The following is a 21,408-nucleotide window of genomic DNA, read 5'->3' as shown; positions in this document are numbered from 1 at the left end:
TGCGTTGCGTATATATGTGAATCCGTCGTGCCAATTCTAAATGGATTTCTATAAACTTTTTCTATGTTTAGAAAACTTAGAGAGTTCAGAAATCGTTTTGTTCAATACAAAAAAAGCGGTCAGGTTCATAGTGATCTGGATGTTCTGTTGGCATCAGCCCAGGAACAGAAGCAGCTGGAAGACCGCTTGCAGTGGTTGGTTCGTGTGCTGCAGTGGGTGCGCTACGAGGGGGCGGTGGACGCCCATATCGAAAAAGAAACCGGGCGACTGCCGGTGGCGCGTTTGCGCTATCTCTTGATGGTTTTGGATCGCAATCCCAATTGGAAGAAAGAAGTCGCCGTCATTTTGCGAACGGTGGTTCATGAGGTCAGCGGTCTGGAATTATACACGGAAACCGGGCTGCCACGTGAATTGGGGCTGTGGAGTGAGTTGTCTGACCGCCTGATGATGAAGATGCTGCCGACGCCGCCTCTGGATCACGAGTTGGGCTATCTGTTCTGGGCCCTGTTCCCGGAAAAAGACGACCCGGTGTGGATTTCCTCGATCGACAATGTGACCTTCGAAAAACTTGTCGACTTGTTCCACTATGAAGTGGGGCCTGAAGAACAGGACTGGAATCGTTTCAAGATCGATCTGGAAGATGCGTTGGTTTATCTGGTCATTCAGGTTCGGGCGATTGGCTTGTCTCCGGCCATTCGCAATCGTCTGGACAAACCCAACTTTCGTGATTCGGCGTTCTTTGCCCTGGTGCGAGGCCTAGAGGAGTTCGTGAATGCCTATCATGCCGGAGACCGCAATCTGACCCTGGAAAAGGCGTCCCGCTTTCGCATGATCGTGTGGGAGTGTCGCCGTGAGCTGGCACAGGTCCACAAGCACCTGGATGAATACGGAGTCAGTGTGGATCTGGTCTTCCAGATGGCACGCCTGAGAACCTATTTGCAGCGTATCGACAGTCTGCTTGAAATTCTTCTGAATGAACGTTTGGACACGAAAAAAGTGACAAGCTTTCTTTCCAAACTGGTCGAGGAAAATCAGGATTTGCGCAGTATTTCCTCGTTGCTGTCACAAAATATCTCCTTGCTGGCACGCAAAGTGGTTGAGCGGGCGGCAGAGACCGGAGAACACTATATCACCCGAACCAAAGATGAATATCGTCACATGCTTCAGGCGGCCGGTGGCGGCGGGGCTATAACGGCGCTGACAGTTTATGCCAAGATTGGCATTCTGGCGCTGGGGCTGTCTGGTTTTATGGAGGGCTTCCTTGCCTCATTGAACTATGCCTTAAGTTTTGTGGCGATTCATCTGGCTGGCTTCACCCTGGGAACCAAGCAGCCTGCCATGACGGCTCCGGCGCTGGCGGCAAAGATGCAGGATGTGGACAGTGAAAAAGGCATGAATGAGCTGGTCACAGACATCACGCATTTGATTCGCTCGCAGGTGGCGGCCATTGCCGGAAACGTGATGTTTGTCGTGCCATGTGTGATTCTGATTGATGCGGTTTTCAATCTTCTTTTTGGCGGGCACTTGATGTCGCTCGAAAAAGCGCAGTATGCGTTTAAGTCCGTGGATATTTTAGGGCCGGCTGTTTTGTATGCGGGATTCACCGGCATTCTTTTGTGGATGTCCAGCCTGGTGTCGGGATGGAGCGATAACTGGTTTGCCTTAAATTCCCTGCGTAAGACCCTGGCGCGCAGTCCGACGCTGAAAGCGGTTTTCGGCAAACGCGGGGCCCGCGGTATTGCCGTCTTCTTTGAAAAGAACATCTCGGGCCTGGCGGGGAATATCTCGCTGGGGATCATGCTGGGGATGACACCGGAAATTTTAAAGTTCATCGGTTTGCCGTTGGACATCAGGCACGTGACCCTTTCGTCCGGCACTCTGGGAGGAGCCCTTCCGGTTCTGGGGCTTGATTTTATGAAGACCTGGGATTTCTGGAGAGCGGTCATCGGCATCTTCTTTATCGGGGCCTTCAACGTTTTGATCAGCTTCGGCATGGCTTTGTGGGTCGCAATCAAAGCCCGCGGTGTCCAGCCTCCGCAAAGAAAAGCCATCCGCCAAGCGGTGGTGAAACGTTTCTTGTCCAGTCCATTAAGCTTCTTCCTGCCCGTGGGGGCTAACGTGCCTAAGTCCTCTAGTGGAAGTCATGGTCACTGATGACTGAAATTTCGGTTGTGATTCCAGCCTTCAATGAAGCCCAGCGCCTGCCGGAAACTCTGCAGGCGCTGAAAAGGCTGTGCCTGAACAAGGAACTGCCGGTGATTATTTCTGAAGTGCTGGTGGTGGATGACGGCTCGGTTGATTCTACTTCCCGCGTGGTCGAGGAGTTTGCACGTGACTGGAGTTTGTTGAAGCTTCTGGAGTTTTCACAGAATCGGGGCAAGGGGGCCGCGGTTAAAAAGGGCCTGATTGAGGCAGGTTCTGAATGGGTGCTGGTTGCTGATGCCGACATGGCAACACCGTGGGAGGAGCTGCGCAAACTGCAGTCCTTCATACCTCAAGCGGATTTGATAATGGGTTCGCGTGCCTTGCCACAAAGTCAGATCGAGGTGCGGCAGCATTGGATTCGTCAGACCATGGGGAAGACCTTCAACAAGATTTTGCGCCTGTTTGTGGGACTTCCCTATAAAGACACCCAATGCGGATTCAAACTTATTCATACGAACGAATTTTTTCGTCAGAAGGTTCTGCCACAGTTGAGTGTGGAGCGCTTTGCCTGGGATGTTGAGCTGATTCTGGTCATGGAAAAGTTTCGTCTGAAAGTGCAGGAAGTTCCGATTCGTTGGCAGCATAAGGAATCTTCCCGTGTTCATATCGTGCGCGACAGTCTGGAAATGCTTTTTGCCATTCGAAAAATGCGTCGTCGTTTGCGAAATATCAAATAAGTCGTTTTGATTTTGTGCCCAAGAACTGCTCAGGAACAAAAAAGCAACGCCGCAGCGGGTCATTTACTCTGATTTAATATTAGGCAGCTCAGCTTCAAATAAATGATGGTAACTATAAGCTTTATTAATAGTAAAGGCTGCTGTGGTCCTAAAATTGAACTGGGGTTCCACTTTGGAACTACAGGTGCCATGACAGATTTTTTCACTTTTTTGTGTTCAAAAAAAAGTGCAAGTGGTTCCAAAAGAGTACTTGATAAATCTTTCAAGCTGAAATGAAGTGCCTACCCATAGAGGACTTCAATAGTTGAAGTCCATGGATATGGGGGGATTTTAATGAAACTCAACGTGTTTGCACTTATTGTATCAGTGCTGTTCGCGACATCAGCTCAGGCAGAGCGCGTACTCGTGATCATGAAAGACCAGGCGTCTTTCAACAAAGCCCACATGGCTTATAAGATGAAGGGGTCTTATGCAGCTAAAGGGATCGACTTGGGTGTTCAGTCTCAAGCTGTAGGTCAACTGGAAGACAGTCTTGCTAACTTGAATACACTTATTGTTAACACTTCCAGCGAAGCTCAAGTTGAAAAACTAAAAGCTAATCCTGCAGTGGCATACGTTGAGAAGGAAATCTTCCACGAAGCTCCAGCTCCAGTAAAAGGTTACCTGGCGCAAAGACAACAATCCCAAAAATTGGGTCAAAAAACTCCATGGGGTATCCATGCAGTTAAAGCGACTGAAGCTTGGTCAAAAGCTAAGCGCGGTTCCGGTGCTCGTGTTCTAGTTTTGGACACAGGTATCGATGCTGCTCACCCATCTCTGAAAGTTAACTTCGAAGCAGGTAGAGACTTCACTGACGCAAGTGATGGTTCTGACTTCACTGACCTTGTTGGTCACGGTACTCACGTAGCGGGTACTATCGCGGGCGCTTTGGATAAAACTGGTTTCACTGGTGTGGCTCCAAAAGCTAAGATCCTGGCAGGTCGCGTGTGCTCTGAGCAAGGTTGCTCCAACATCGCTATCGCTCAAGGTATCAACTGGGGTATCCAGGAAAAAGTGGACGTGATCTCCATGTCTTTGGGTGGCGCTTGGTCCACTCCTGCTGAAAGAAATGCAGTTGCAGCAGCTGACCGTGCAGGTATCACTGTTGTGGCGGCTTCTGGTAACAACGGGACAAACCGTGTTTCTTATCCAGCGGCTCTTCCAACTGTGATCGCAGTTGGTGCAGTAGATGTGAACTTGAAAAAAGCAGACTTCTCTCAATACGGTCCTGAATTGGCTGTAGTTGCTCCGGGTGTTGCGGTTGTTTCTTCCGTACCAATGGGCACAGGTCGTGAGTCTTCTGTTGAAGTTTCCAACGGTCAGAAAAAGGTAAAAGTAGCTTCTTCTACATTCCAAGGCGCGAAAGAAATTTTGACTCCAGAGACGAACGTTTTGGTTCCTGCTGGCCTGGGTAAAGTTGAAGATTTCGCGAAAGTGGATGTTAAAGGCAAATTCGCTTTGATCTCTCGCGGTGAAATCAACTTCTCTGACAAAGTTAAAAACGCGATCAAAGCAGGTGCTGCTGGCGCGATCATCTACAACAACGCTCCAGGTTTGATCCAAGGTGCTTTGACTGACGATGGTTCTGTTCTTCCAATCGGCGTGTTCATGATTGAGCAAACTGTTGGTCAAGAGTTGTTGCGTGTTATCGGTACTGGTAAGCAAGTAACTGCTACTTTGCAAACTGTAGCTACTGACTATGCTGCCTTTGACGGTACATCCATGGCGACTCCTCACGTATCTGGTGTGGTTGCTTTGATGAAAGCTGCGAACAAATCTTTGACTGGCGCTCAAGTAAAAGAAATCTTGAAGCGCACTGCAACGCCACTTTCTCCAAACTCTGCTAATGAGCTTGGCGCAGGTATCGTGAACGCAGAAGCGGCTGTTCAAGCTGCGATCGACGCGAAGTAATTCACATCTAGAAAAAATGACATTAAAAAAACGGCTTCCTGGAAACAGGAGGCCGTTTTGCTTTTGAGGGGCCCCACCGAGCCTCAAGGGCTCCCAGGGCGCTCTCCCACGAAGGATGGCTCGCCCCAGCTTTTCAGAGGCCGCGCATTGGCGCAGCGCTTCTGCAAAAGTAAGCAGGTACCTTTTGGGAAAAAGTAGGCGCATAGTTAGTATATATGCAGCATTTACCCGCGATGATTCACGACCTGGCCCTGATTCTTGGGACAGCCGGCTTGGTCACTTTACTGTTTAAAAGACTCAATCAACCTATCGTTCTTGGATATCTGGTTGCCGGCTTTTTGGTGGGACCAAAGACATCTATTTTTCCGACGGTGATAGGTGTTGGCAGTATCAATCTGTGGGCAGAGATCGGTGTGATCTTCCTTCTTTTTGCCCTTGGTTTGGAGTTCAGCTTCAAAAAGCTGATGCGTGTAGGGGGCTCTGCCAGTTTTACGGCTGTGTTTGAAGTCTCTTTGATGATCCTCTTTGGGTATACCACCGGGCAGATTTTGGGGTGGTCCGCGATGGATAGCTTGTTCCTGGGCGGGATTCTGTCGATCTCATCGACGTCCATTATTATCCGCACTGTTGAAGAGCTGGGCTTTAAGAATCTGAAGTTTGTCGGCATGGTATTCGGTGTGCTGGTGATCGAAGATCTGGTGGCTGTTCTTTTGATGGTCCTGCTCACCACGGTGGCTTTGACTCGGGATTTTTCGGGAACCGAGATGCTGGGGGCGGTTTTAAAGCTGGCCTTCTTCCTGTCTATCTGGTTTGTGGCGGGTATTTTCCTGCTTCCAAGTTTCCTGAAAAGAGCCCAAAAGCTTTTGTCAGAAGAAACCGTTTTGGTGGTGGCCGTTGGGCTTTGTCTCATGATGGTGGTTTTTGCCAGTAATGTTGGGTTTTCTTCGGCATTGGGAGCCTTTATCACAGGGTCAATTTTGGCTGAAACGATCGAAGGTGAACGAATTCATCATTTGATTGCGCCGATTAAGAATTTATTTTCCGCAGTCTTCTTCATTTCTGTCGGTATGCTGATTGATCCGCAGATTATCTCCATTTATTGGAAGGAAGTTCTGCTGCTTTCTGCGGTCGTGGTTGTTGGTAAAACTTTAAGTGTCACCTTAGGGTCGGTGCTTTCCGGGCAGACACTGAAGTCCTCGGTGCAATCGGGAATGAGTCTGGCGCAAATCGGTGAATTTTCCTTTATTATTGCTACTTTGGGGCTGAGCCTTAAAGTTATCAGCGAAAAGATTTACCCGATCGCCGTGGCCGTTTCTGTGCTGACCGCCTTTACAACGCCTTATATGACCCGTTCTGCTGACAGGGTCTATGGTTGGCTGGAAAAGGTGTTGCCTGCAAAAGTGATACATTCCTTGGACAGTTACAGTGTGATTTCTTTTTCCATGGCGGGGAACAAGGAGTGGCGCGAACAGGTGCGCGCTTACGTCCTGAAAGTGCTTCTAAATGCCGTGGTGGTTATTGCGGTCTTCCTGACCATGGCTCGGGTGTTTTTGCCGTTTCTATTAGAACGCCAGATCGCAGAAGGTCCGGCGAAGTTTATATCTTTAAGTGCAACCTTGATTTTAAGTGCTCCATTTCTTTGGGCTTTGGCATTCGGTCGTACAAGACAGTTTGAAGCCTTGTTGGTTGGTCAGGGAAAGGGCAGTCACAACTATGTCTTCCTGGTGTCGCGAATCATGCTTGCCGTCGGTTTGTTGGGGGCCATGGTGGCGCAGTTTGTACCACTGATGTGGGCGGTGGCTATCACCCTGTGGATGGTCGTGGTTGTGGGGTATGTTCTGTCACAGAAGCTTCAGGACATCTATCATTGGTTTGAACGTCGTTTTCTGACAAACCTCAATGATGAGGTTCAGAAAACTCATGCCCGCAAAAACAACCGGGCCTTGGCGCCATGGGATGCGCATATCACGGAATTTGAAATTCCACCGGAAGCCCCGTATGTCGGTGTGCCTTTGCATCAGTTGTCTATTCGAGAAAAATACGGGGTTACGATTGCTTTAATTGAACGGGGACGCCGTCGGGTCACGGCCCCAGGGCGAAAAGAATGTCTGATGCCTTATGATCATGTGTTTGTGATCGGCACTGATGCGCAGTTGATCCAGTTTAAGACCTTTATCGAAGACGAACTGCCGGCACCTTCCGGTCAGGCGGAAGCTGAATACAGCCTTGAGCAGTATCTGCTGACGGACACGTCTCCGTTTATAAATAAAACCATCCGGGATTGCGGTTTGCGTGAGGCAACCCACGGACTTGTTGTCGGTATAGAACGTGAAGGTGGGCGGATTCTAAATCCGGACTCCAGTGTCACCTTGTGCCGTGGGGATGTTCTTTGGATTGTGGGCGATCGCGATAAGATTCTGCAGCTGACCTAAATCCGCCAGCGCAGCAGAGTCTTCAGGGCGTTCATTTTAAAGCTGCTGTAGGGTGGATACATAATCCGAAGCATCTTGCCCAAGAAGGACTGCTTCAGGACGGCCTTTTCATGGGAAAAGGTCTGAAACCCATGCCAGCCGTGGTAACTTCCAATTCCACTGTGATTGACGCCACCAAAGGGAAGATGGGGATTCACAAAATGAATCAAAGAGTCATTAAAGACCAGTCCACCAGAGCTGGTTTCTTTTAGAATTCTTTCCGAGTTCATTTGACTGTGTGAATAGAAATACAGGGCCAAGGGTTTGGGGCGTTCATTGATAAAATGTATGACCTCTGAGATCTCTTTAAAGGTCATCATCGGCAGAATTGGACCGAAGATTTCCTCTTGCATGACTAAAGAGTGCGGATCTGCTTTATCCAGCAGCGTGGGGCTGCAATAGTGTTTTTCCGGCTCACAATGCCCGCCAAAGATGATTTCAGCTTTCTTGGCAACGGCATCGTCAATCAGGTTTTTTAAACGCTGAGTATGGTTCACCGAGGCCATGCGTGCCAGATCCGGGCTGTGCTGAATCTGCTCTGCTGAAGATCCGTAAAACTTTTGAATCGCGGCTATAAGATGTTTTTTAAAGGATGATGCCACCGCTTCATGCACAAAAAGATAGTCGGGGGCCACGCAGGTTTGGCCGGCATTGATAAACTTGGCCCAGGCAACTTTTTCGGCGGCCACCGCGAGATCTGCCGTTGCATCAACAATCGTCGGGGACTTGCCCCCCAGCTCCAAGGTCACACTGCTCAGATGTTTTGCGGCAGCCTCCATGATGATTTTTCCCACGCGGGTGCTGCCGGTAAAAAAGATGTGATCAAAGGGAAACTTCAAAAGTTCCTGAGTCGTTTCAGCGCCACCTTCCGCCACAAAGACATGTTCAGTGGCAAAAGCCGCTTCGGCAATTTTTTTGATGACCGAGCTTGTGTGACGAGTCAGTTCAGAAGGTTTAAGGATGGCGCAATTCCCGGCGGCAATGGCCGAGATCAAAGGAAGAAACACCAATTGAAATGGATAGTTCCAAGGGCCGATCAAAAGGCAGACGCCTCGCGCCTCAGGCTGGATGAAGCTTTGGCTGCCAAACAAGGTCCATGGGGTTTGCACCCGGCGAGGGCCGGACCAGGATTTAAGATTTTTGCGGGTGAAATGAAGTTCCTTCAGGACCGGATAGATTTCAGAAAGCAGGGTTTCAGCTTCAGGTTTGTTGAAGTCCTTTTTTAGTGCTTCAATGATCTCTGCTTGGTGACTTTCGATGGCCTTCTCCAGGGCCTCCAGGCTTTGAATGCGGGTCTTCAAGGACTCACTGCGAAGCTTCAGGGCATACTGCTTTTGATGAAGAAAAATCTTTTCCAACATGCCTCCATGTTAGAACACTGGCTAAAGGAGGCAACGTTTAAGTTGGCAATGGCCCGGTACATATAAAGGCCGGCTCAAAAGGACTAAAGTGAGAACACCTTTCCACAGCGGCCGGGCATAACCACATTCTTCTGCTTGAGCACGCGCCAAAGGATCTTAGAGCCCAGTTCATTGTTCATGAGCTCGGGATGGAACTGCAAAAGCAGGCCACGTCCGTTCTTGAACTCCGTGGCTTCTGTCACTCCGTCGTGTCCCTGGGCCGCCAGTTGCAGAGGGCCGCCTTCTTTAAACACTACGGACTGGTGATGCAGGGAATTGACGGTCATTTTGTTCTGTCCTGGTCCCAGCAAAGAAGCCAGGATGTTGTGTTTGGTGGGTTTGAGTTCGACTTCGTGCCAGTCATTTCCATGGCTGACCTTTGTGCCAACATGGAAAGGGACGTCCTGAATCAATTTGTATCCCAACGCGACAGAAGAGATCTGCGACCCACGGCAAACCCCCAGCAGGAAGCCTTTTTCGCGGGTAACATAAGACTTGATCAGCTCGATTTCAAACATATCACGCGCAGGGATGGTGTTGCGCGAGTGAGTGTTTTGTTTCTTGTACAAAGCAGGCTCCACGTCATCGCCGCCCATGGCCACCATAAAAGGGAATTTTTCTGAAATCTGTGCAAACAGGTCGCGGGTTTCGCTTTGTGAAAGCCCCAGGTTGGCGTTGATCGGAAGGATGTAAGAGCTGTGTTTTCCTTTGGCGAAAATTTTCTGGAAGTTCTCAATTCGCTGCGAATTGCGAGTGTAATCTTTTGGCAGATTGGCAACCAGAAGGGCGCGGGATTCGCGGCGGGATTCATCCAGGGGTTTGAATCCCGAGAGTCTGACTTCAGGAAGACGGCCTTCAAAAAGCTCCATCAACTCAGGATTGCGATTCAGGTTCTGTAAATATCTTTGTGCCGCCTGCTCTGGGGTTTCTCCGGTTTTAACAGGAAGAATCAGCGGCGCCAGGGTGTTTCCTGGAGACCATTCATACAGGCGAACCAGTTCCGTGGTGGCGCTGGCGGTGTGGACGATGAGGGTTGCAATCAGTGACAGAAATAAGGATTTTGTCATGTGCTATTGCCTTTCGTGAGATTGAATGACTCGATAGTTATCAGAATTTGAACACGCTCTTCCGAATTTTTTTTCAAGTTGGACTGCGGTGTGTGCCAGGCTGGAGACATACCCTGGGCCACCGTGGCTTTGCCAGACCTGCAACCATTCAGGGAAAGTGTAAAGTGAGGCCGAGACATTTCGCAGCAGGCGGGAAACGGCGAGATCCACTTCCCTGTCCGTCAACTGGCGGTTTTGCTGCTGCAGTTGTTCTTTCAGATTTTTTTTGTGATTCTGGAAATCTCTCAGTCCTTTTTTGAAATCAAAGTCTTTGGCGGATACATAGGACAGGGCCTGGGCGCGGTCCGCGGGACTGAGGCTTCCCAGCAATTGCAGGTTGAACTCCTGACTTTTGCGGCGGATGAAGTCCACGCGGCTGAACAGAAATTGCTCCAGATTTTTAACGGCGACAGCGCCTCCGGTGTTGTATCCCAAGGTCACCAGCAGACGTTTGATCTGGGTGTGATCGCCCGTGGGATAGCCGGACTCTTTCAGCAGGGCCGGGATGTTGCGTTTTTCGAACTCGGTGGCGACGTATTTTTCATTCAGCTTGTGAAAGATTCCGGCATACAGCAGGTTGCGCAAGGGGTTGGTGGACTTGCTCATCAAGGCACATTTGCTTTCGTTGCGCAGAGGTCTCCAGAAATGGCTGCGTGCCTGGGTGCGGGTTTTTAGCCACTGGCAGGATTTACGGGAGCTTTGATAGATCATGTTTTTATACGTCGGCAGAACCTGGTCCACATCGGCGATGGCTTTGCCAGTCAGTTGTCCGATGCCGGCGTCGCCGTTGGGATTTTGAATCAAGGTATGGAAGCCGCTTTCCATCATCAGCTTCGGGAACAGCCATTGTGGATCGATTTCAAGACAATCCGTGATGGCGGAAAAGGCCTGGCTTAAGGCTTTGATTTCGCCGCTGCTATAGCGGGGCCGGGCTTGTCCGGGTTGTGGGGCGGCTTTTTCTGTCGTGCACTTTACAAACAATTGCGATTTTTCCCCTTCGGCAATGCGTGGGAACGAGGTGGTCAGGGAATGAGTCAGGCAACTGTCAAAGTTTTCTGCAGAGGCGATGAAGGGCATCGCACTGATCACAAATATGACAAGTGCGGTCTTAATAAGCGGTATAAAGGATTTGGCAATCGGGCCCTGCATATCCCTTTAGAAAAGCAAGGCCCACGCCATCAGAGGACTGCAAGGTCCTTTTCAAAGGTGTCGCAAAGTGAGTCAACCACGTCCTCCAGCGCGCCCGTTTTTTCATAGAGCTTGCGTTGAATTTCATAGCTGGGATGCTGAAGATCTTTTTCGAGGTCTTTCAGGTACTGAGTGTATCCCAGTTCGGTCGCATCGTCTTTCATCGCGGTCAGAAGATCATTGATATCTTCGCGCAGATTTTTGGTCATGCCGTCGTTATCAATCAGAACTTCACAGTCCATGCCGTGACGGGACGCGCGCCATTTGTTTTCGCGAATCATCCAGTCTGCCGGTGTCTGGCGTCTGTATCCCTGGTCCAGGCGCTTTTGAATGTGGCGCGCCAGTAAATGGATAAAGGACACCAGTCGCGTGGTCTGGCGAATGCCCGGGACGCCATCACAGATGCGGATTTCCAGTGTTCCATAGTTGGGGCTTGGGCGGATGTCCCACCAGATATCTTTGAAGCTCCCGATGGATTTACTCTGGATGAGTTTCTGCACGATGGTTTCAAAATCAGCCCAGTTTTCAACTTTGCAGGGGGTGCCCCCGGCGGGGTGGGCTTCAAAGACCGTGATGCGTGAAGAGGCCAGTCCTGTATCGTGACCTGTCCAGAACGGCGAGCTGGCCGACATGGCCAGCATGTGGGGCAGGTAATACAAGAACTCATTCATCATGGCGATGCAATGGTCCCCATTATTCATTCCCAGATGCACGTGCAGGCCGTAAATCATCAGGCGGCGCGCAATGTGTTGGTTGCGCTCAATCAGATATTCATAGCGATCTGAAGGGTAAAAAAGACGATCATGCCATTTTGCGAACGGGTGGGTGCCATTGGCGGCCAGTCGGGCGCCGTGCTTTTTGCAAATGCGCAGCAGTTCGCGACCGGTCAGTAAAAGTTCTTGCTCCACTTCCTGGACGTTTTTGCAAATGGGTGTGTCGATCTCCAGCATGCTTTGGAAGATTTCAGGTTTTAAGTGGGGGCTTTGTAGCGACCATTCTTCCAGGATATCCGGAGAGATGGGAAAAAGGTTGCGGGTCAGTGGGTGGATAATTTGAAGCTCAACTTCGACACCCAGCGAGAATAAGTCTGATTTTCCAAACGGAATGGGTTGAGGCTTAGTCATAAAATCACCATAGGGAGTTATGACCACGGGGGCAAATTTTAAAGGTGAAAATGTCGGATTTTCATGACTTGGTGCGCTCAAATACGAAATAAAAAATGGGGGGCCTCATCGGCCCCCCGGACTCGTGTGAAGGGAACCACCAAACCTTCACTGAGTCGCCCAAATTTGAATTTTTAATAATTTCTTTTTCTTGCCTCAACTCGGGCGGGGCGCCGGGCCACCGTTATCCAGAGAGCGTACATCACAACTCCCGAGTAGAAGAGGCAGAACATTGCTACGTCATGTAAGTCTGTCATGTTCTCTCCTTTTTACTTTGTGCGGCCTTCCTTGGCCTCGCGGATCTTCGAGGTGCCATCCTAGCGTCCTCTTGTTCCGTTAGTAAGAGCGTCCGTGCTCTTACTGATATGACAGGGGTGGGTCCTTTTCAGGTTAAAGAATTTTGCTAAAAATGTGGGCACAAAAAGGTCTAGGTATGGCCAAGGGGTCTATGGGCATTTTATTGACTCTGGGGAAGGGAAATGATTAATTATTTCTTCCCTCTATCAGATTTTCTTATAGGTGCGCGCGGATGGTGGAATTGGTAGACACGTACGTTTGAGGGGCGTATGCGCAAGCGTGAGGGTTCAAGTCCCTCTCCGCGCACCAAATGTTAGGCTATTCGAGCCAAAATCCGCAGCTTCAGGCTGCCCCAGCTGAACTTAACTAACAACAATTAGAAAATTCGCTCTGAACCTGAATTGGTTTGAATCCATTTATCACGCCAAGGAAGTCATCGAAGCATGGAGAATCGAGTACAACACGGAACGACCCAACTCAGCGTTGAAAAATAAAACTCCAGAAATGTTTGCCAAACAGTACGAAGAAAGATTAAGAGAGGTTTCTCAAACGTGAGGTTTCAAACGCTCCAAAGAAGGGGCCAAGGTCAATTTTTTGGGGAGAGGTCAGCCGTTTTAGCTCTGAAGACTGTGAAGAGCCGCTTTACCCTAATGTTATTTTAAGCTTTACTTGTACAAAAAAGTAAACATCTAGCATTGTTCACTGAATCCGGTTTTTCAAACGAAGACAATCGAAGCGGCTCAGTTAGGGCCGCTTTTAGTTTAACGTCTCGGAAGCGTCATCCCTCTTGGTCACTCGTTCACTTTTGACAAAGACAACGGGTTTAAAAGCCGCTGTCTTTAAAGCGCGGCGGCTTTGAGTTTGGCGATATCAATCTTCTTCATCGTCATCATCGCATCAAACGCCCGTTTGGCCTTGGCGGGATCTGAGCTGGTGGTCAGCTCCAGCAGGATTCTAGGGGTGATCTGCCAGGAAAAGCCCCAGCGATCCTTGCACCAGCCGCATTCGCTTTCCATGCCGCCGTTGTTGATAATGGCGTTCCAATAGCGATCTGTCTCCTCCTGATTTTCTGTGACAATCATGAAGCTCACCGACTCATTGGGTTTAAAAAGAGGCCCGCCATTAAGTCCGACAAATTTTCGTCCCAGCACTGTGAACTCAACAGTGAGCTCCGTGTCGGCTTTGCCACCTGGGAAATCGCCGGGGGCTTTGTTGATACGTCCAACGCTGCTGTCGGGGAAGGTGCTTGCATAGAAGTGGGCCGCGTTGGCGGCTTCGCCGTGGTCAAACCAGATACAGGTAATGAGTTCTGCCATACTTTGTTTCTCCGATTGGATGAATGAGTCGTCGAAGAATATTTTATGAAAAGAAAAGGTGGGAAGTCAGCCGGCAAATGTCTGCTGACTGTAGAAGGACAGAAAGATTGCGTTTAGTAGTGCAATTCGCCGCCGGGGAACTTGATGACACGTTCATTGCCTGGAGCCACCAGATGAGCCCAAATGGGCAGCTTCCGCAGGCCTGGAGCAGCAAGCGTGAAGAGCTTCTTAGTGCGCACCTCACGCAAGGTCAGAGTATAGCGGTGAGCCAGAGTGAAGGGGATGTATTCTTTTTGAATGTCGATGACTTCGAATCTGTTATAGGCCGCTACGGACCGACCATTTAACACAACAGGGGCCGAATTCACGATGTGGTCTCGCACACGTGCGCGTCCTGTTTGCAGTGTGGGGCTGGAGGAGAGTTGATCGGGTATTTGTTTGAAGTTTCCGACCAAAGTTTCAGGATCGGCTTTGGCTCCCACTTTGAATTGAACTCCTGTGGGCTGCAGATTGTTATTAAGCTCCACAAGATTAATCAGATACACCGTGTCCACTTTTTTATGGTCCTTCAAACCATAGGTTTCGTGTGCTCGGAGATGGCCGATTCGGTAGAAGCGACCCTTGCGGATCGGCGGCTGATAGTATTCGGTAAACTTCAGCTCCACACTTTTTTCAGTGGGGGGCATGGTGATCTCGGGATAGGCTTCAACATGAAACAGGTCGGCTTCCGCCTGGAGCAGCAGACGTGAGCGCAATTCACCATAGGTGACGGGACTTGATTTAGCCCAACCTGCAACAGTGAAAAATAAAATTGTGAGAAGCACTATTTTTGCCATCAGTTTTACTGGTGCGAAAAGTGTTCCATCCTCGCCGACAATTGGGCCCTGTCGTGCTCGTCTATATTTTAGACACGGGACCTAGGTGGGGCGCATTTCAAAAGTGTAACCCCGTTTTTGCCGGTAATCCCTCTATTTATATGAGAAGTGTTCGATAAGATATATAGCACCATTAACGACTTTTTAACAGGAAACGGCGTTATGTTTAAATGGAGTTTGTTCAAAAAATTGCTTCTGTTGAATATCGGCATTTCTCTTGTCGCCATCATTGTTGCCAGTAGCGCCTACTGGGGAGGCAAGAAGACTCAAGAAAAATATGAGGCGGTCGCACGGGGTGTTTTGGATGACGTGATCGCGGTCGATGAGGCTTTTCTGGGCTTTAAAGAAACGCGCATTGGTTTAAGAACTCTGGGCATCGAAGGCGTCACGCCGACTCAAGGGGCTGCTGCGAAAAAGCAAGTTCTTGACGCTGTCGCCGGTGTGGATGAACAACTTAAGAAACTAGACAGACCGAATCTGCCGTCAGAGCAAAAAGCCCTGGTTGACAAGGTGCTTGTGTCCTGGACTTCCTTTAAGAAAGCAGGAATCGAAATCCTCGGACTGTATGATACAGGAACAGTTGAAAGTCGACAGCGTGTGATTGGGATCTTCTTTAAGGAGTGCCCCGAAGCTGCAGATGAATTTTTTGGGCATGTGCAGAATCTAAGAAACTTCTTCAGCCAAGAACAGAAGCTTTGGGTGGATGATGCTCGAAAGACCGCCGAGTTTAACAATCTGCTTTTGGCCATTATTTCTATCGTGGGCATTCTTTTGGGTCTTTCAGTATCCGTCATTTATATCCGGAGACTTTCCCACGACCTTCAGCGTGTCACTGAAGAGCTGGGTGGGGGCGCCAGACAGGTGGCTGATGCAGCAACTCAGATTGCGACCACATCGACAACCTTGTCTCAATCTGCCGCAAGTCAGGCTGGTTCCTTGGAGGAGTCTGTTGCGACCATTGAGCAGCTGACCGCTACAGTTAAACTGAATTCAGAAAATGCAAAACAGGCTTCTGTACTTGCCAGCTCGACACGTGATGTGGCCGTGAAGGGTGAAAGTGAGATCAAATCTTTGATCGACTCCATTCAGAGTGTTTCGGCGGACTCGAAAAAAATCGCAGAGATTACTTCCGTGATCGATGACATCGCCTTCCAGACAAATCTGCTGGCTCTGAATGCGGCGGTAGAGGCGGCTCGTGCCGGAGAGCAGGGTAAAGGATTTGCCGTGGTGGCTGAGGCGGTTAGAAATCTGGCTCAGCGAAGTGCCGAGTCGGCTAAAAATATTGCCGCGCTGATTGATGTCAGTGTCGAGCGTATTGGAAAAAGTGCTGAGCAGGCCAATCGCAGTGGTGCGGTGCTGACGGATATCGTGAACTCGGTGAAAAAAGTTTCGGACCTGAACAGCGAAATTGCCACAGCCAGTGAAGAGCAGTCCAATGGCATTGAGCAGATGAGCAATGCCATGAACCAACTGGATGGAGTGACTCAGCAAAATGCGGCGGCTTCGGAAGAGGCCGCAGCCACGGCGGAGGAATTGTCGGCTCAGTCCACGGTCCTGCTGAAAAATGTGAATGCTTTGGATCTTCTGGTTTTGGGTGAAGGTCGGGATTCAAATCCGTCTTCCCCATCCTCCAATGTGCTGGAATTTAAACCAAAATCCTTTGAAAGCCATGGCAAGTCTCAGCGCAAGGTGGGTTCCGCAACGGGGTTTTAGGGTTTTAAACCCCTCAGTGCCTGCATGGGTCCGGTGACGCAATGCTGCAACTCACCGGGCAGTCTGGAAAAAGGGGCATCTAGGCGTGCAAGTTCCTTAAAAAACTGATAGTTATTAAGGACCTATGACAAATGCAAACAACACCCGCACCGCTCCTTATTCCGCCGTAAAACCTGATGTCCAGCTTGCCAAGCAGGAAGAATCCATTTTGGATTTCTGGGATCAGGAAAAGATTTTTGCGCGCTCTTTGGATCCACAGGGTAAAAAAACCTACAGCTTCTATGATGGTCCTCCTTTTGCGACGGGTCTTCCGCACTACGGTCACTTGCTGGCGGGTGTTTTGAAAGACGTTGTTCCTCGTTACTGGACAATGAAGGGCTACACAGTTCCGCGTCGTTTCGGTTGGGATTGTCACGGTCTTCCTGTAGAATACGAAATCAACAAGACTCATAAAATCGAAAGCCGCAAAGACGTTCTGAAAATGGGCGTGGCCAATTACAACGACGCTTGCCGTTCGATTGTAAAGCGTTATTCCAATGAATGGAAAACCACCGTACGTCGTGTGGGTCGCTGGGTGGATATGGAGAATCCGTACTTCACTATGGACGTGTCTTTCATGCAGTCCGTGTGGTGGGTGTTCCAGCAGCTCTTCAACAAGGGTCTGATCTATGAAGGCTACAAAGTCGTTCCTTATTCTGTAGGAATCTCGACATCCCTTTCTAACTTTGAAGCTAATCAAAACTACAAAATGGTGCAGGACCCAGCGATCACGGTGATGTTCAAGCTGGTAAATCAGCCCGACACTGCAGTGATGGCCTGGACGACCACCCCTTGGACATTGCCATCAAATCTGGCTTTGGCTGTGGGACTGGATATTGACTACGTCAAGGTTCTGGAAAAATCCACGGGCCGCAAACTGATTCTGGCACAGGCTTTACTGTCTTCAGTCTTTAAAAAAGCCGACGAAGAAGTTGAAGTTCTGCAAATGATGAAGGGCAAGGAACTTGTAGGTCTGACGTACGAGCCCTTGTTCCCGTACTTCGGGGATCGCGCCGATAAGGGTGCGTTCCGCATTATCTCTTCTGAACACGTGACCACTGAAAGTGGTACGGGTGTGGTGCACATGGCGCCGGCTTTCGGGGAAGAGGATTACTATGCTTGTGCTAAAGCCGGTATACCGATGGTGAACCCTGTTGATGACGACGGCATGTTCACATCAGAAGTTCCGGATTACGCTGGCAAGCGTGTGAAAGAGGCCGACAAGGACATCATTGCGGATCTGAAGAAACGTGGCAGCCTGTTCAAGCAGGACACGATTCAGCATAGTTATCCGTTCTGTTATCGCTCCGACACGCCGCTGATCTATCGTGCGGTGTCTTCCTGGTTCGTGGCAGTTGAGAAAATCAAAGAAGAGTTGATCGCGAACAACAAACAAACCACGTGGGTTCCGGACCATCTTCGCGATGGACGCTTTGGCAACTGGCTGGAAGGTGCTCGTGACTGGGCGATCTCGCGCAACCGTTTCTGGGGGACACCACTTCCGATCTGGAGAAACCCAGAGGGTGAAGTGATCTGTGTGGGTTCCCGTGCCGAGCTAGAAAAGCTCTCCGGTCAGAAGATTGATGATTTGCACATCGAATTTGTGGATCAAATCACGATTCCATCGCCAACGGGCAAGTCGCCACTCAAGCGTGTGGATGGTGTTTTGGACTGCTGGTTTGAGTCGGGCTCTATGCCGTATGCGCAGTGGGGTTATCCAGAGACCTGCGTGGAAGACTTTAAAAAAGCCTTCCCTGCGGACTTCATCGCGGAAGGTCTGGATCAGACACGTGGCTGGTTCTACACATTGTCCATCATCGGAACAGCGCTGTTTAATCAAGCACCATTCAAAAATGTAGTGGTGAATGGTTTGGTATTGGCCGAAGACGGTCGCAAGATGTCCAAGTCCTTGAAGAACTATCCAGACCCCATGGAGGTCTTGAATCAGCACGGTGCGGATGCTTTGCGTTTGTACCTAATTGACTCGCCAGTGGTGAAAGCGCAGGAGTTGAAGTTCTCTGAAAAAGGCGTGTACGACATCGTTCGTAAGATTCTGCTGAGATGGTGGAATTCTTATTCCTTCTTTGCGAACTATGCCAATATCGACGGCTTTGTTCCAAAAGGGGATGCTAAAAAATCTCCGAACATTCTGGATCAGTGGGTTCTTTCACGCTTAAATGGACTGATTGCCAACACTCATAAAGAGATGGACGCTTATCGTCTGTACAACGTGGTTCCGCACCTGCTTCAGTTCATTGAGGATCTGACCAACACCTACATCCGCTTCAACCGCAGCTTGTTCTGGCAAGAAGGTATGCCGGAAACAAAACGTTATGCGTATGAGACTTTGCATGAGGTTCTGACGACGTTGTCCCGTTTGATGGCGCCGTTTGCTCCGTTCATGTCTGAAGTGACTTACAAAAATCTGGCTCAGGTTCTTCCCAATAAGAAGGACTCGGTTCACTTGGAAAGCTTCCCCGAGGCGGATCTATCCATGCTTCGTCCGGAGCTTGAAGAAGCCGTGAAGGCCATGGACACGTTGGTGACCCTGGGTCGTAATCATCGTGAAAAAATCGGTGTGAAGGCCAAAATTCCTTTGAATGAAATCAAAATCATTCACAGAAGTGCTGAACTTCTGGAGACGCTGAAGAAATTTGAACCGTTCTTTGTGGACGAGCTGAATTTCCGTAAGGTTGTCTATAATGCCAATGAGGACCAGTTCGTGCAGGTGACTGCCAAGGCCAACTTCCCGGTTTTGGGTAAGCGTCTGGGGCCTAAGATGAAGGCTGTAGGGGCTGGCATTCAAAAGTTATCCCTGGAAAGCCTGTTGAAGCTTGAAAAAGGCGAAACAGTGATCGTGGAAGGTGAAGAAATTCAACTTTCTGATGTGGAAATCCGTCGTGCACCAAAGGGTGATAATGCGAATCTATCCGTGCATCAGATTGTTTCCATCGAAGTGGACCCGACCGTGACAGCAGAGCAAGAGCGTGAAGGTCTGGCTCGCGAGATTATGCGTAAGATCCAGGTGGCTCGTAAGACAGCGGACTTCCAGATGGATGACAAGATCACTTTGGATATCGCCTGCGAAGGGGCGCTATTAGAGGCTTTGCAAGCTCATAAGGACATGATCACGTCAGAAACTTTGACGAAGAACCTCAATATCATCAATCTGGCAGCAGAGCCGACCGGTAAGCACACTGAAACATCAGACATCGATGGTCAGGTGATTAAGATCGGTGTGACGAATCTTCCGCGTTCATGATGACCAAGTGGGGAGACGTATTTGAGTTTTCTGCCATCGGGCAGGTGAGGACGCCGTTTAAGGACAGATTTGGTGTTCCTCGTCAGCCGGGTTTGGCATCCGCAGCCAAAGGGGTGATTAAAATTCATCCTGATCCGGATCTTAAAACGTCTCTTCGCAGTCTTGAAGAGTTCACTCATCTTTGGATCGTTTTTGTCTTTCATGATCATGGTGGCAAAAGCTGGAAACCCAGCATTCGTCCACCACGTCTTGGGGGCAATCGCAAGGTCGGCGTGCTGGCGTCACGTTCTCCGCATCGTCCGAACCCCATCGGCTTATCTGTGGTGGCTATTGAAAAGATTGATTTGGAGGCTGTCGGTGGGCCTGAGATTTTCGTTGCGGGTGTTGATCTGATTGATGGCACACCTGTATTGGATATCAAACCCTACATCGCTTATGCGGACTCTGTTCCTGAAGCCGGTGCGGGGTGGGCGTCAGAACCGATTCCAAGATACCCGGTCCTGTTTTCAGAAAAAGCCGAAACAGAAATTCAGCAGCGTGATCCTCGCGGTGAAAAGAACCTGAAGGCTTTGATTGTTGAGGTGATGGAGCTTGATCCGCGCCCGGCTTTTCAGAAGCGACAATCGCCTCCTTCTGAGGGGAAATCCTGGGGTTTGCGCTACGGAATCGATATTCTTGGCAACGATGTGAAGTACGAAATCACCTCCGCCGGATTTGTGATTTACGATATTCTGGATATGGCATAGTCATATCCTTGCCCTGGACTTTTCTGGCAAGGTGTTTGAAATCAAAAATCTTTCCCGGCAAAATGAAGTAAGAAGTTTCCATGAAGGAAGCCAGAGGGTGCGTAATGAAAAGGAATTCATTCGTAGCGGCTTTGTCAGTCGCTTTTGCTGCCACGTTGTCAGTGGGATTTGTTTCAGTCACTCCTAAGGTGATCTATGGTGATGACAACCGTGTGGATGTCTATCAGGTGCAACGTGAGGATATCCGTCAGCTGGCCGATTCCACGGTGGCTTTGATTCCTAAAAAAGTTTTGTACGACAATCGTAAAGACGGCTTCACTCATAAACCCACCAAGTACGGTTGGGAACGAGAGCTTTGCTCAAACGAGGCATTTTATGAACAGCCCACATCGGCGAACTGCTCGGGTTCTTTGGTGGGGGCAGATCTGATTGCCACGGCCGGGCACTGCGTGAAAAGCACCGCAGACTGCAAGACGTATTCTTTTGTGTTTGGATATCGAATGGCAGATGCAGAAACAGCCCCTTTAACTTCCAGATACGACGATGTCTATGACTGTAAAGAGGTGGTGTACCGAGAGTATTCCTCCAAGCAGGATTACGCCTTGATCCGTCTGGATCGCTCTGTGCCAAACCGCACTCCCGTGCGCCTGCAGCGGGGGGGAGTTCAACCCGGAGATGAGTTGTTTGTGATCGGCCACCCCGCGGGACTGCCGACGAAGGTGGCGGCCGGAGCGCATGTGCGTTCGGTGTCTCAGGGCTATTTCACAGCGAATCTGGATACCTATGGAGGCAATTCCGGATCAGCCGTGTTTAATGCGCGCACGAATGAGGTGGTCGGCATTCTGGTTCGTGGAGAGATGGATTTTGACTATGACAGCGAAAGATCCTGCAACATGAGCTATCGTTGTCAGGATGAGGATTGCCGGGGTGAGGATGTGACGGATATTTCTTTCGTTATCCGGGCTTTACAAAGAGCTAAAGGTCATTAAAAAGCCACGGC

Annotated in this window: 15 protein-coding genes and 1 tRNA gene; 10 read left to right on the top strand and 6 right to left on the bottom strand. The window is 49.8% G+C overall.

The window, feature by feature from the left end:
* Positions 1-63 precede the first annotated feature (63 nt).
* From ACZ5ZV_RS11035 to ACZ5ZV_RS11020, 4 genes are all read left to right on the top strand, one after another.
* Positions 64-2,154: a site-specific recombinase gene (locus ACZ5ZV_RS11035; RefSeq protein ID WP_464117071.1), complete on the top strand. Its 2,091-nt coding sequence runs from the start codon at positions 64-66 to the stop codon at positions 2,152-2,154.
* Positions 2,154-2,882: a dolichyl-phosphate beta-glucosyltransferase gene (locus ACZ5ZV_RS11030; protein WP_464117070.1), complete on the top strand. Its 729-nt coding sequence runs from the start codon at positions 2,154-2,156 to the stop codon at positions 2,880-2,882. The genes ACZ5ZV_RS11035 and ACZ5ZV_RS11030 overlap by 1 nt, the downstream gene beginning before the upstream one ends.
* A 333-nt stretch (positions 2,883-3,215) precedes the next feature.
* Positions 3,216-4,832: a S8 family serine peptidase gene (locus ACZ5ZV_RS11025; protein WP_464117069.1), complete on the top strand. Its 1,617-nt coding sequence runs from the start codon at positions 3,216-3,218 to the stop codon at positions 4,830-4,832.
* Between the two features lie 215 nt (positions 4,833-5,047).
* Complete coding sequence (locus ACZ5ZV_RS11020) at positions 5,048-7,264, top strand: monovalent cation:proton antiporter family protein (RefSeq protein ID WP_464117068.1); 2,217 nt, start codon at positions 5,048-5,050, stop codon at positions 7,262-7,264.
* Here the strand turns inward: ACZ5ZV_RS11020 and ACZ5ZV_RS11015 are convergent.
* The 4 genes from ACZ5ZV_RS11015 to ACZ5ZV_RS11000 all read right to left on the bottom strand — a co-directional run bounded on the left by ACZ5ZV_RS11015 (position 7,261) and on the right by ACZ5ZV_RS11000 (position 12,121).
* Positions 7,261-8,664, bottom strand: coding sequence for an aldehyde dehydrogenase family protein (locus ACZ5ZV_RS11015; protein WP_464117067.1), 1,404 nt, complete (start codon positions 8,662-8,664; stop codon positions 7,261-7,263). The genes ACZ5ZV_RS11020 and ACZ5ZV_RS11015 overlap by 4 nt on opposite strands.
* Positions 8,665-8,747: 83 nt before the next feature.
* The gene (locus tag ACZ5ZV_RS11010) at positions 8,748-9,770 is read right to left on the bottom strand and encodes a gamma-glutamyl-gamma-aminobutyrate hydrolase family protein (RefSeq protein ID WP_464117066.1); all 1,023 of its coding nucleotides are present in this window, start codon (positions 9,768-9,770) and stop codon (positions 8,748-8,750) included.
* Between the two features lie 3 nt (positions 9,771-9,773).
* Positions 9,774-10,958, bottom strand: a complete 1,185-nt coding sequence (locus ACZ5ZV_RS11005) for a hypothetical protein (protein ID WP_464117065.1) — start codon at positions 10,956-10,958, stop codon at positions 9,774-9,776.
* Positions 10,959-10,987: 29 nt separating this feature from the next.
* Positions 10,988-12,121, bottom strand: coding sequence for a carboxylate-amine ligase (locus tag ACZ5ZV_RS11000; RefSeq protein ID WP_464117064.1), 1,134 nt, complete (start codon positions 12,119-12,121; stop codon positions 10,988-10,990).
* A 562-nt stretch (positions 12,122-12,683) separates the two neighbouring features.
* Here ACZ5ZV_RS11000 and ACZ5ZV_RS10995 point away from each other — a divergent pair.
* Positions 12,684-12,766: transfer RNA gene (locus tag ACZ5ZV_RS10995), tRNA-Leu, on the top strand.
* Positions 12,767-12,832: 66 nt separating this feature from the next.
* A complete protein-coding gene (locus ACZ5ZV_RS10990; protein ID WP_464121412.1) occupies positions 12,833-13,012 on the top strand; it encodes an integrase core domain-containing protein in 180 nt (59 codons plus the stop codon).
* A 284-nt stretch (positions 13,013-13,296) separates the two neighbouring features.
* On the opposite strand, the gene ACZ5ZV_RS10985 is transcribed toward ACZ5ZV_RS10990, so the two are convergent.
* Together ACZ5ZV_RS10985 and ACZ5ZV_RS10980 are read right to left on the bottom strand one after the other, a co-directional pair.
* On the bottom strand, positions 13,297-13,773 hold the full coding sequence (locus ACZ5ZV_RS10985) for a VOC family protein (protein WP_464117063.1): 477 nt from the start codon (positions 13,771-13,773) through the stop codon (positions 13,297-13,299).
* Between the two features lie 113 nt (positions 13,774-13,886).
* Positions 13,887-14,609 (bottom strand): hypothetical protein, encoded by a 723-nt coding sequence (locus ACZ5ZV_RS10980; RefSeq protein WP_464117062.1) that lies wholly within the window; start codon positions 14,607-14,609, stop codon positions 13,887-13,889.
* Positions 14,610-14,810: 201 nt separating this feature from the next.
* Between ACZ5ZV_RS10980 and ACZ5ZV_RS10975 the strand changes: the two genes are divergently transcribed.
* The 4 genes from ACZ5ZV_RS10975 (at position 14,811) to ACZ5ZV_RS10960 (ending at position 21,397) form a co-directional block, all read left to right on the top strand.
* Positions 14,811-16,361, top strand: a complete 1,551-nt coding sequence (locus ACZ5ZV_RS10975; protein ID WP_464117061.1) for a methyl-accepting chemotaxis protein — start codon at positions 14,811-14,813, stop codon at positions 16,359-16,361.
* A gap of 124 nt (positions 16,362-16,485) precedes the next feature.
* Positions 16,486-19,662 (top strand): isoleucine--tRNA ligase, encoded by a 3,177-nt coding sequence (gene ileS, locus ACZ5ZV_RS10970; RefSeq protein ID WP_464117060.1) that lies wholly within the window; start codon positions 16,486-16,488, stop codon positions 19,660-19,662.
* Positions 19,659-20,408 carry a tRNA (N6-threonylcarbamoyladenosine(37)-N6)-methyltransferase TrmO gene (gene tsaA / locus ACZ5ZV_RS10965; protein WP_464117059.1) on the top strand — a complete coding sequence of 250 codons (750 nt, stop codon included), beginning with the start codon at positions 19,659-19,661 and terminating at the stop codon, positions 20,406-20,408. Before ileS ends, tsaA begins: the two co-directional genes overlap by 4 nt.
* A gap of 104 nt (positions 20,409-20,512) precedes the next feature.
* Positions 20,513-21,397 carry a trypsin-like serine peptidase gene (locus ACZ5ZV_RS10960; RefSeq protein ID WP_464117058.1) on the top strand — a complete coding sequence of 295 codons (885 nt, stop codon included), beginning with the start codon at positions 20,513-20,515 and terminating at the stop codon, positions 21,395-21,397.
* Positions 21,398-21,408: the final 11 nt, after the last annotated feature.

The organism is Bdellovibrio sp. HAGR004 (assembly GCF_055397015.1).
The sequence above is the reverse complement of the archived record's forward strand: the minus strand, read 5'-3'. Positions and strand labels throughout refer to the sequence as shown.

Bases quoted from the DNA above. Each gene is read 5' to 3' on its own strand.
- tsaA (WP_464117059.1), top strand. From the start codon at position 19,659: ATGATGACCAAGTGGGGAGACGTATTTGAGTTTTCTGCCATCGGGCAG.
- ACZ5ZV_RS11030 (WP_464117070.1), top strand. From the start codon at position 2,154: ATGACTGAAATTTCGGTTGTGATTCCAGCCTTCAATGAAGCCCAGCGC.
- ACZ5ZV_RS10960 (WP_464117058.1), top strand. From the start codon at position 20,513: ATGAAAAGGAATTCATTCGTAGCGGCTTTGTCAGTCGCTTTTGCTGCC.
- ACZ5ZV_RS10975 (WP_464117061.1), top strand. From the start codon at position 14,811: ATGTTTAAATGGAGTTTGTTCAAAAAATTGCTTCTGTTGAATATCGGC.
- ACZ5ZV_RS10980 (WP_464117062.1), bottom strand. From the start codon at position 14,609: ATGGCAAAAATAGTGCTTCTCACAATTTTATTTTTCACTGTTGCAGGT.
- ACZ5ZV_RS11020 (WP_464117068.1), top strand. From the start codon at position 5,048: ATGCAGCATTTACCCGCGATGATTCACGACCTGGCCCTGATTCTTGGG.
- ACZ5ZV_RS11015 (WP_464117067.1), bottom strand. From the start codon at position 8,664: ATGTTGGAAAAGATTTTTCTTCATCAAAAGCAGTATGCCCTGAAGCTT.
- ACZ5ZV_RS11005 (WP_464117065.1), bottom strand. From the start codon at position 10,958: ATGCAGGGCCCGATTGCCAAATCCTTTATACCGCTTATTAAGACCGCA.
- ACZ5ZV_RS11025 (WP_464117069.1), top strand. From the start codon at position 3,216: ATGAAACTCAACGTGTTTGCACTTATTGTATCAGTGCTGTTCGCGACA.
- ACZ5ZV_RS11035 (WP_464117071.1), top strand. From the start codon at position 64: ATGTTTAGAAAACTTAGAGAGTTCAGAAATCGTTTTGTTCAATACAAA.
- ACZ5ZV_RS10985 (WP_464117063.1), bottom strand. From the start codon at position 13,773: ATGGCAGAACTCATTACCTGTATCTGGTTTGACCACGGCGAAGCCGCC.
- ACZ5ZV_RS11010 (WP_464117066.1), bottom strand. From the start codon at position 9,770: ATGACAAAATCCTTATTTCTGTCACTGATTGCAACCCTCATCGTCCAC.
- ileS (WP_464117060.1), top strand. From the start codon at position 16,486: ATGACAAATGCAAACAACACCCGCACCGCTCCTTATTCCGCCGTAAAA.
- ACZ5ZV_RS11000 (WP_464117064.1), bottom strand. From the start codon at position 12,121: ATGACTAAGCCTCAACCCATTCCGTTTGGAAAATCAGACTTATTCTCG.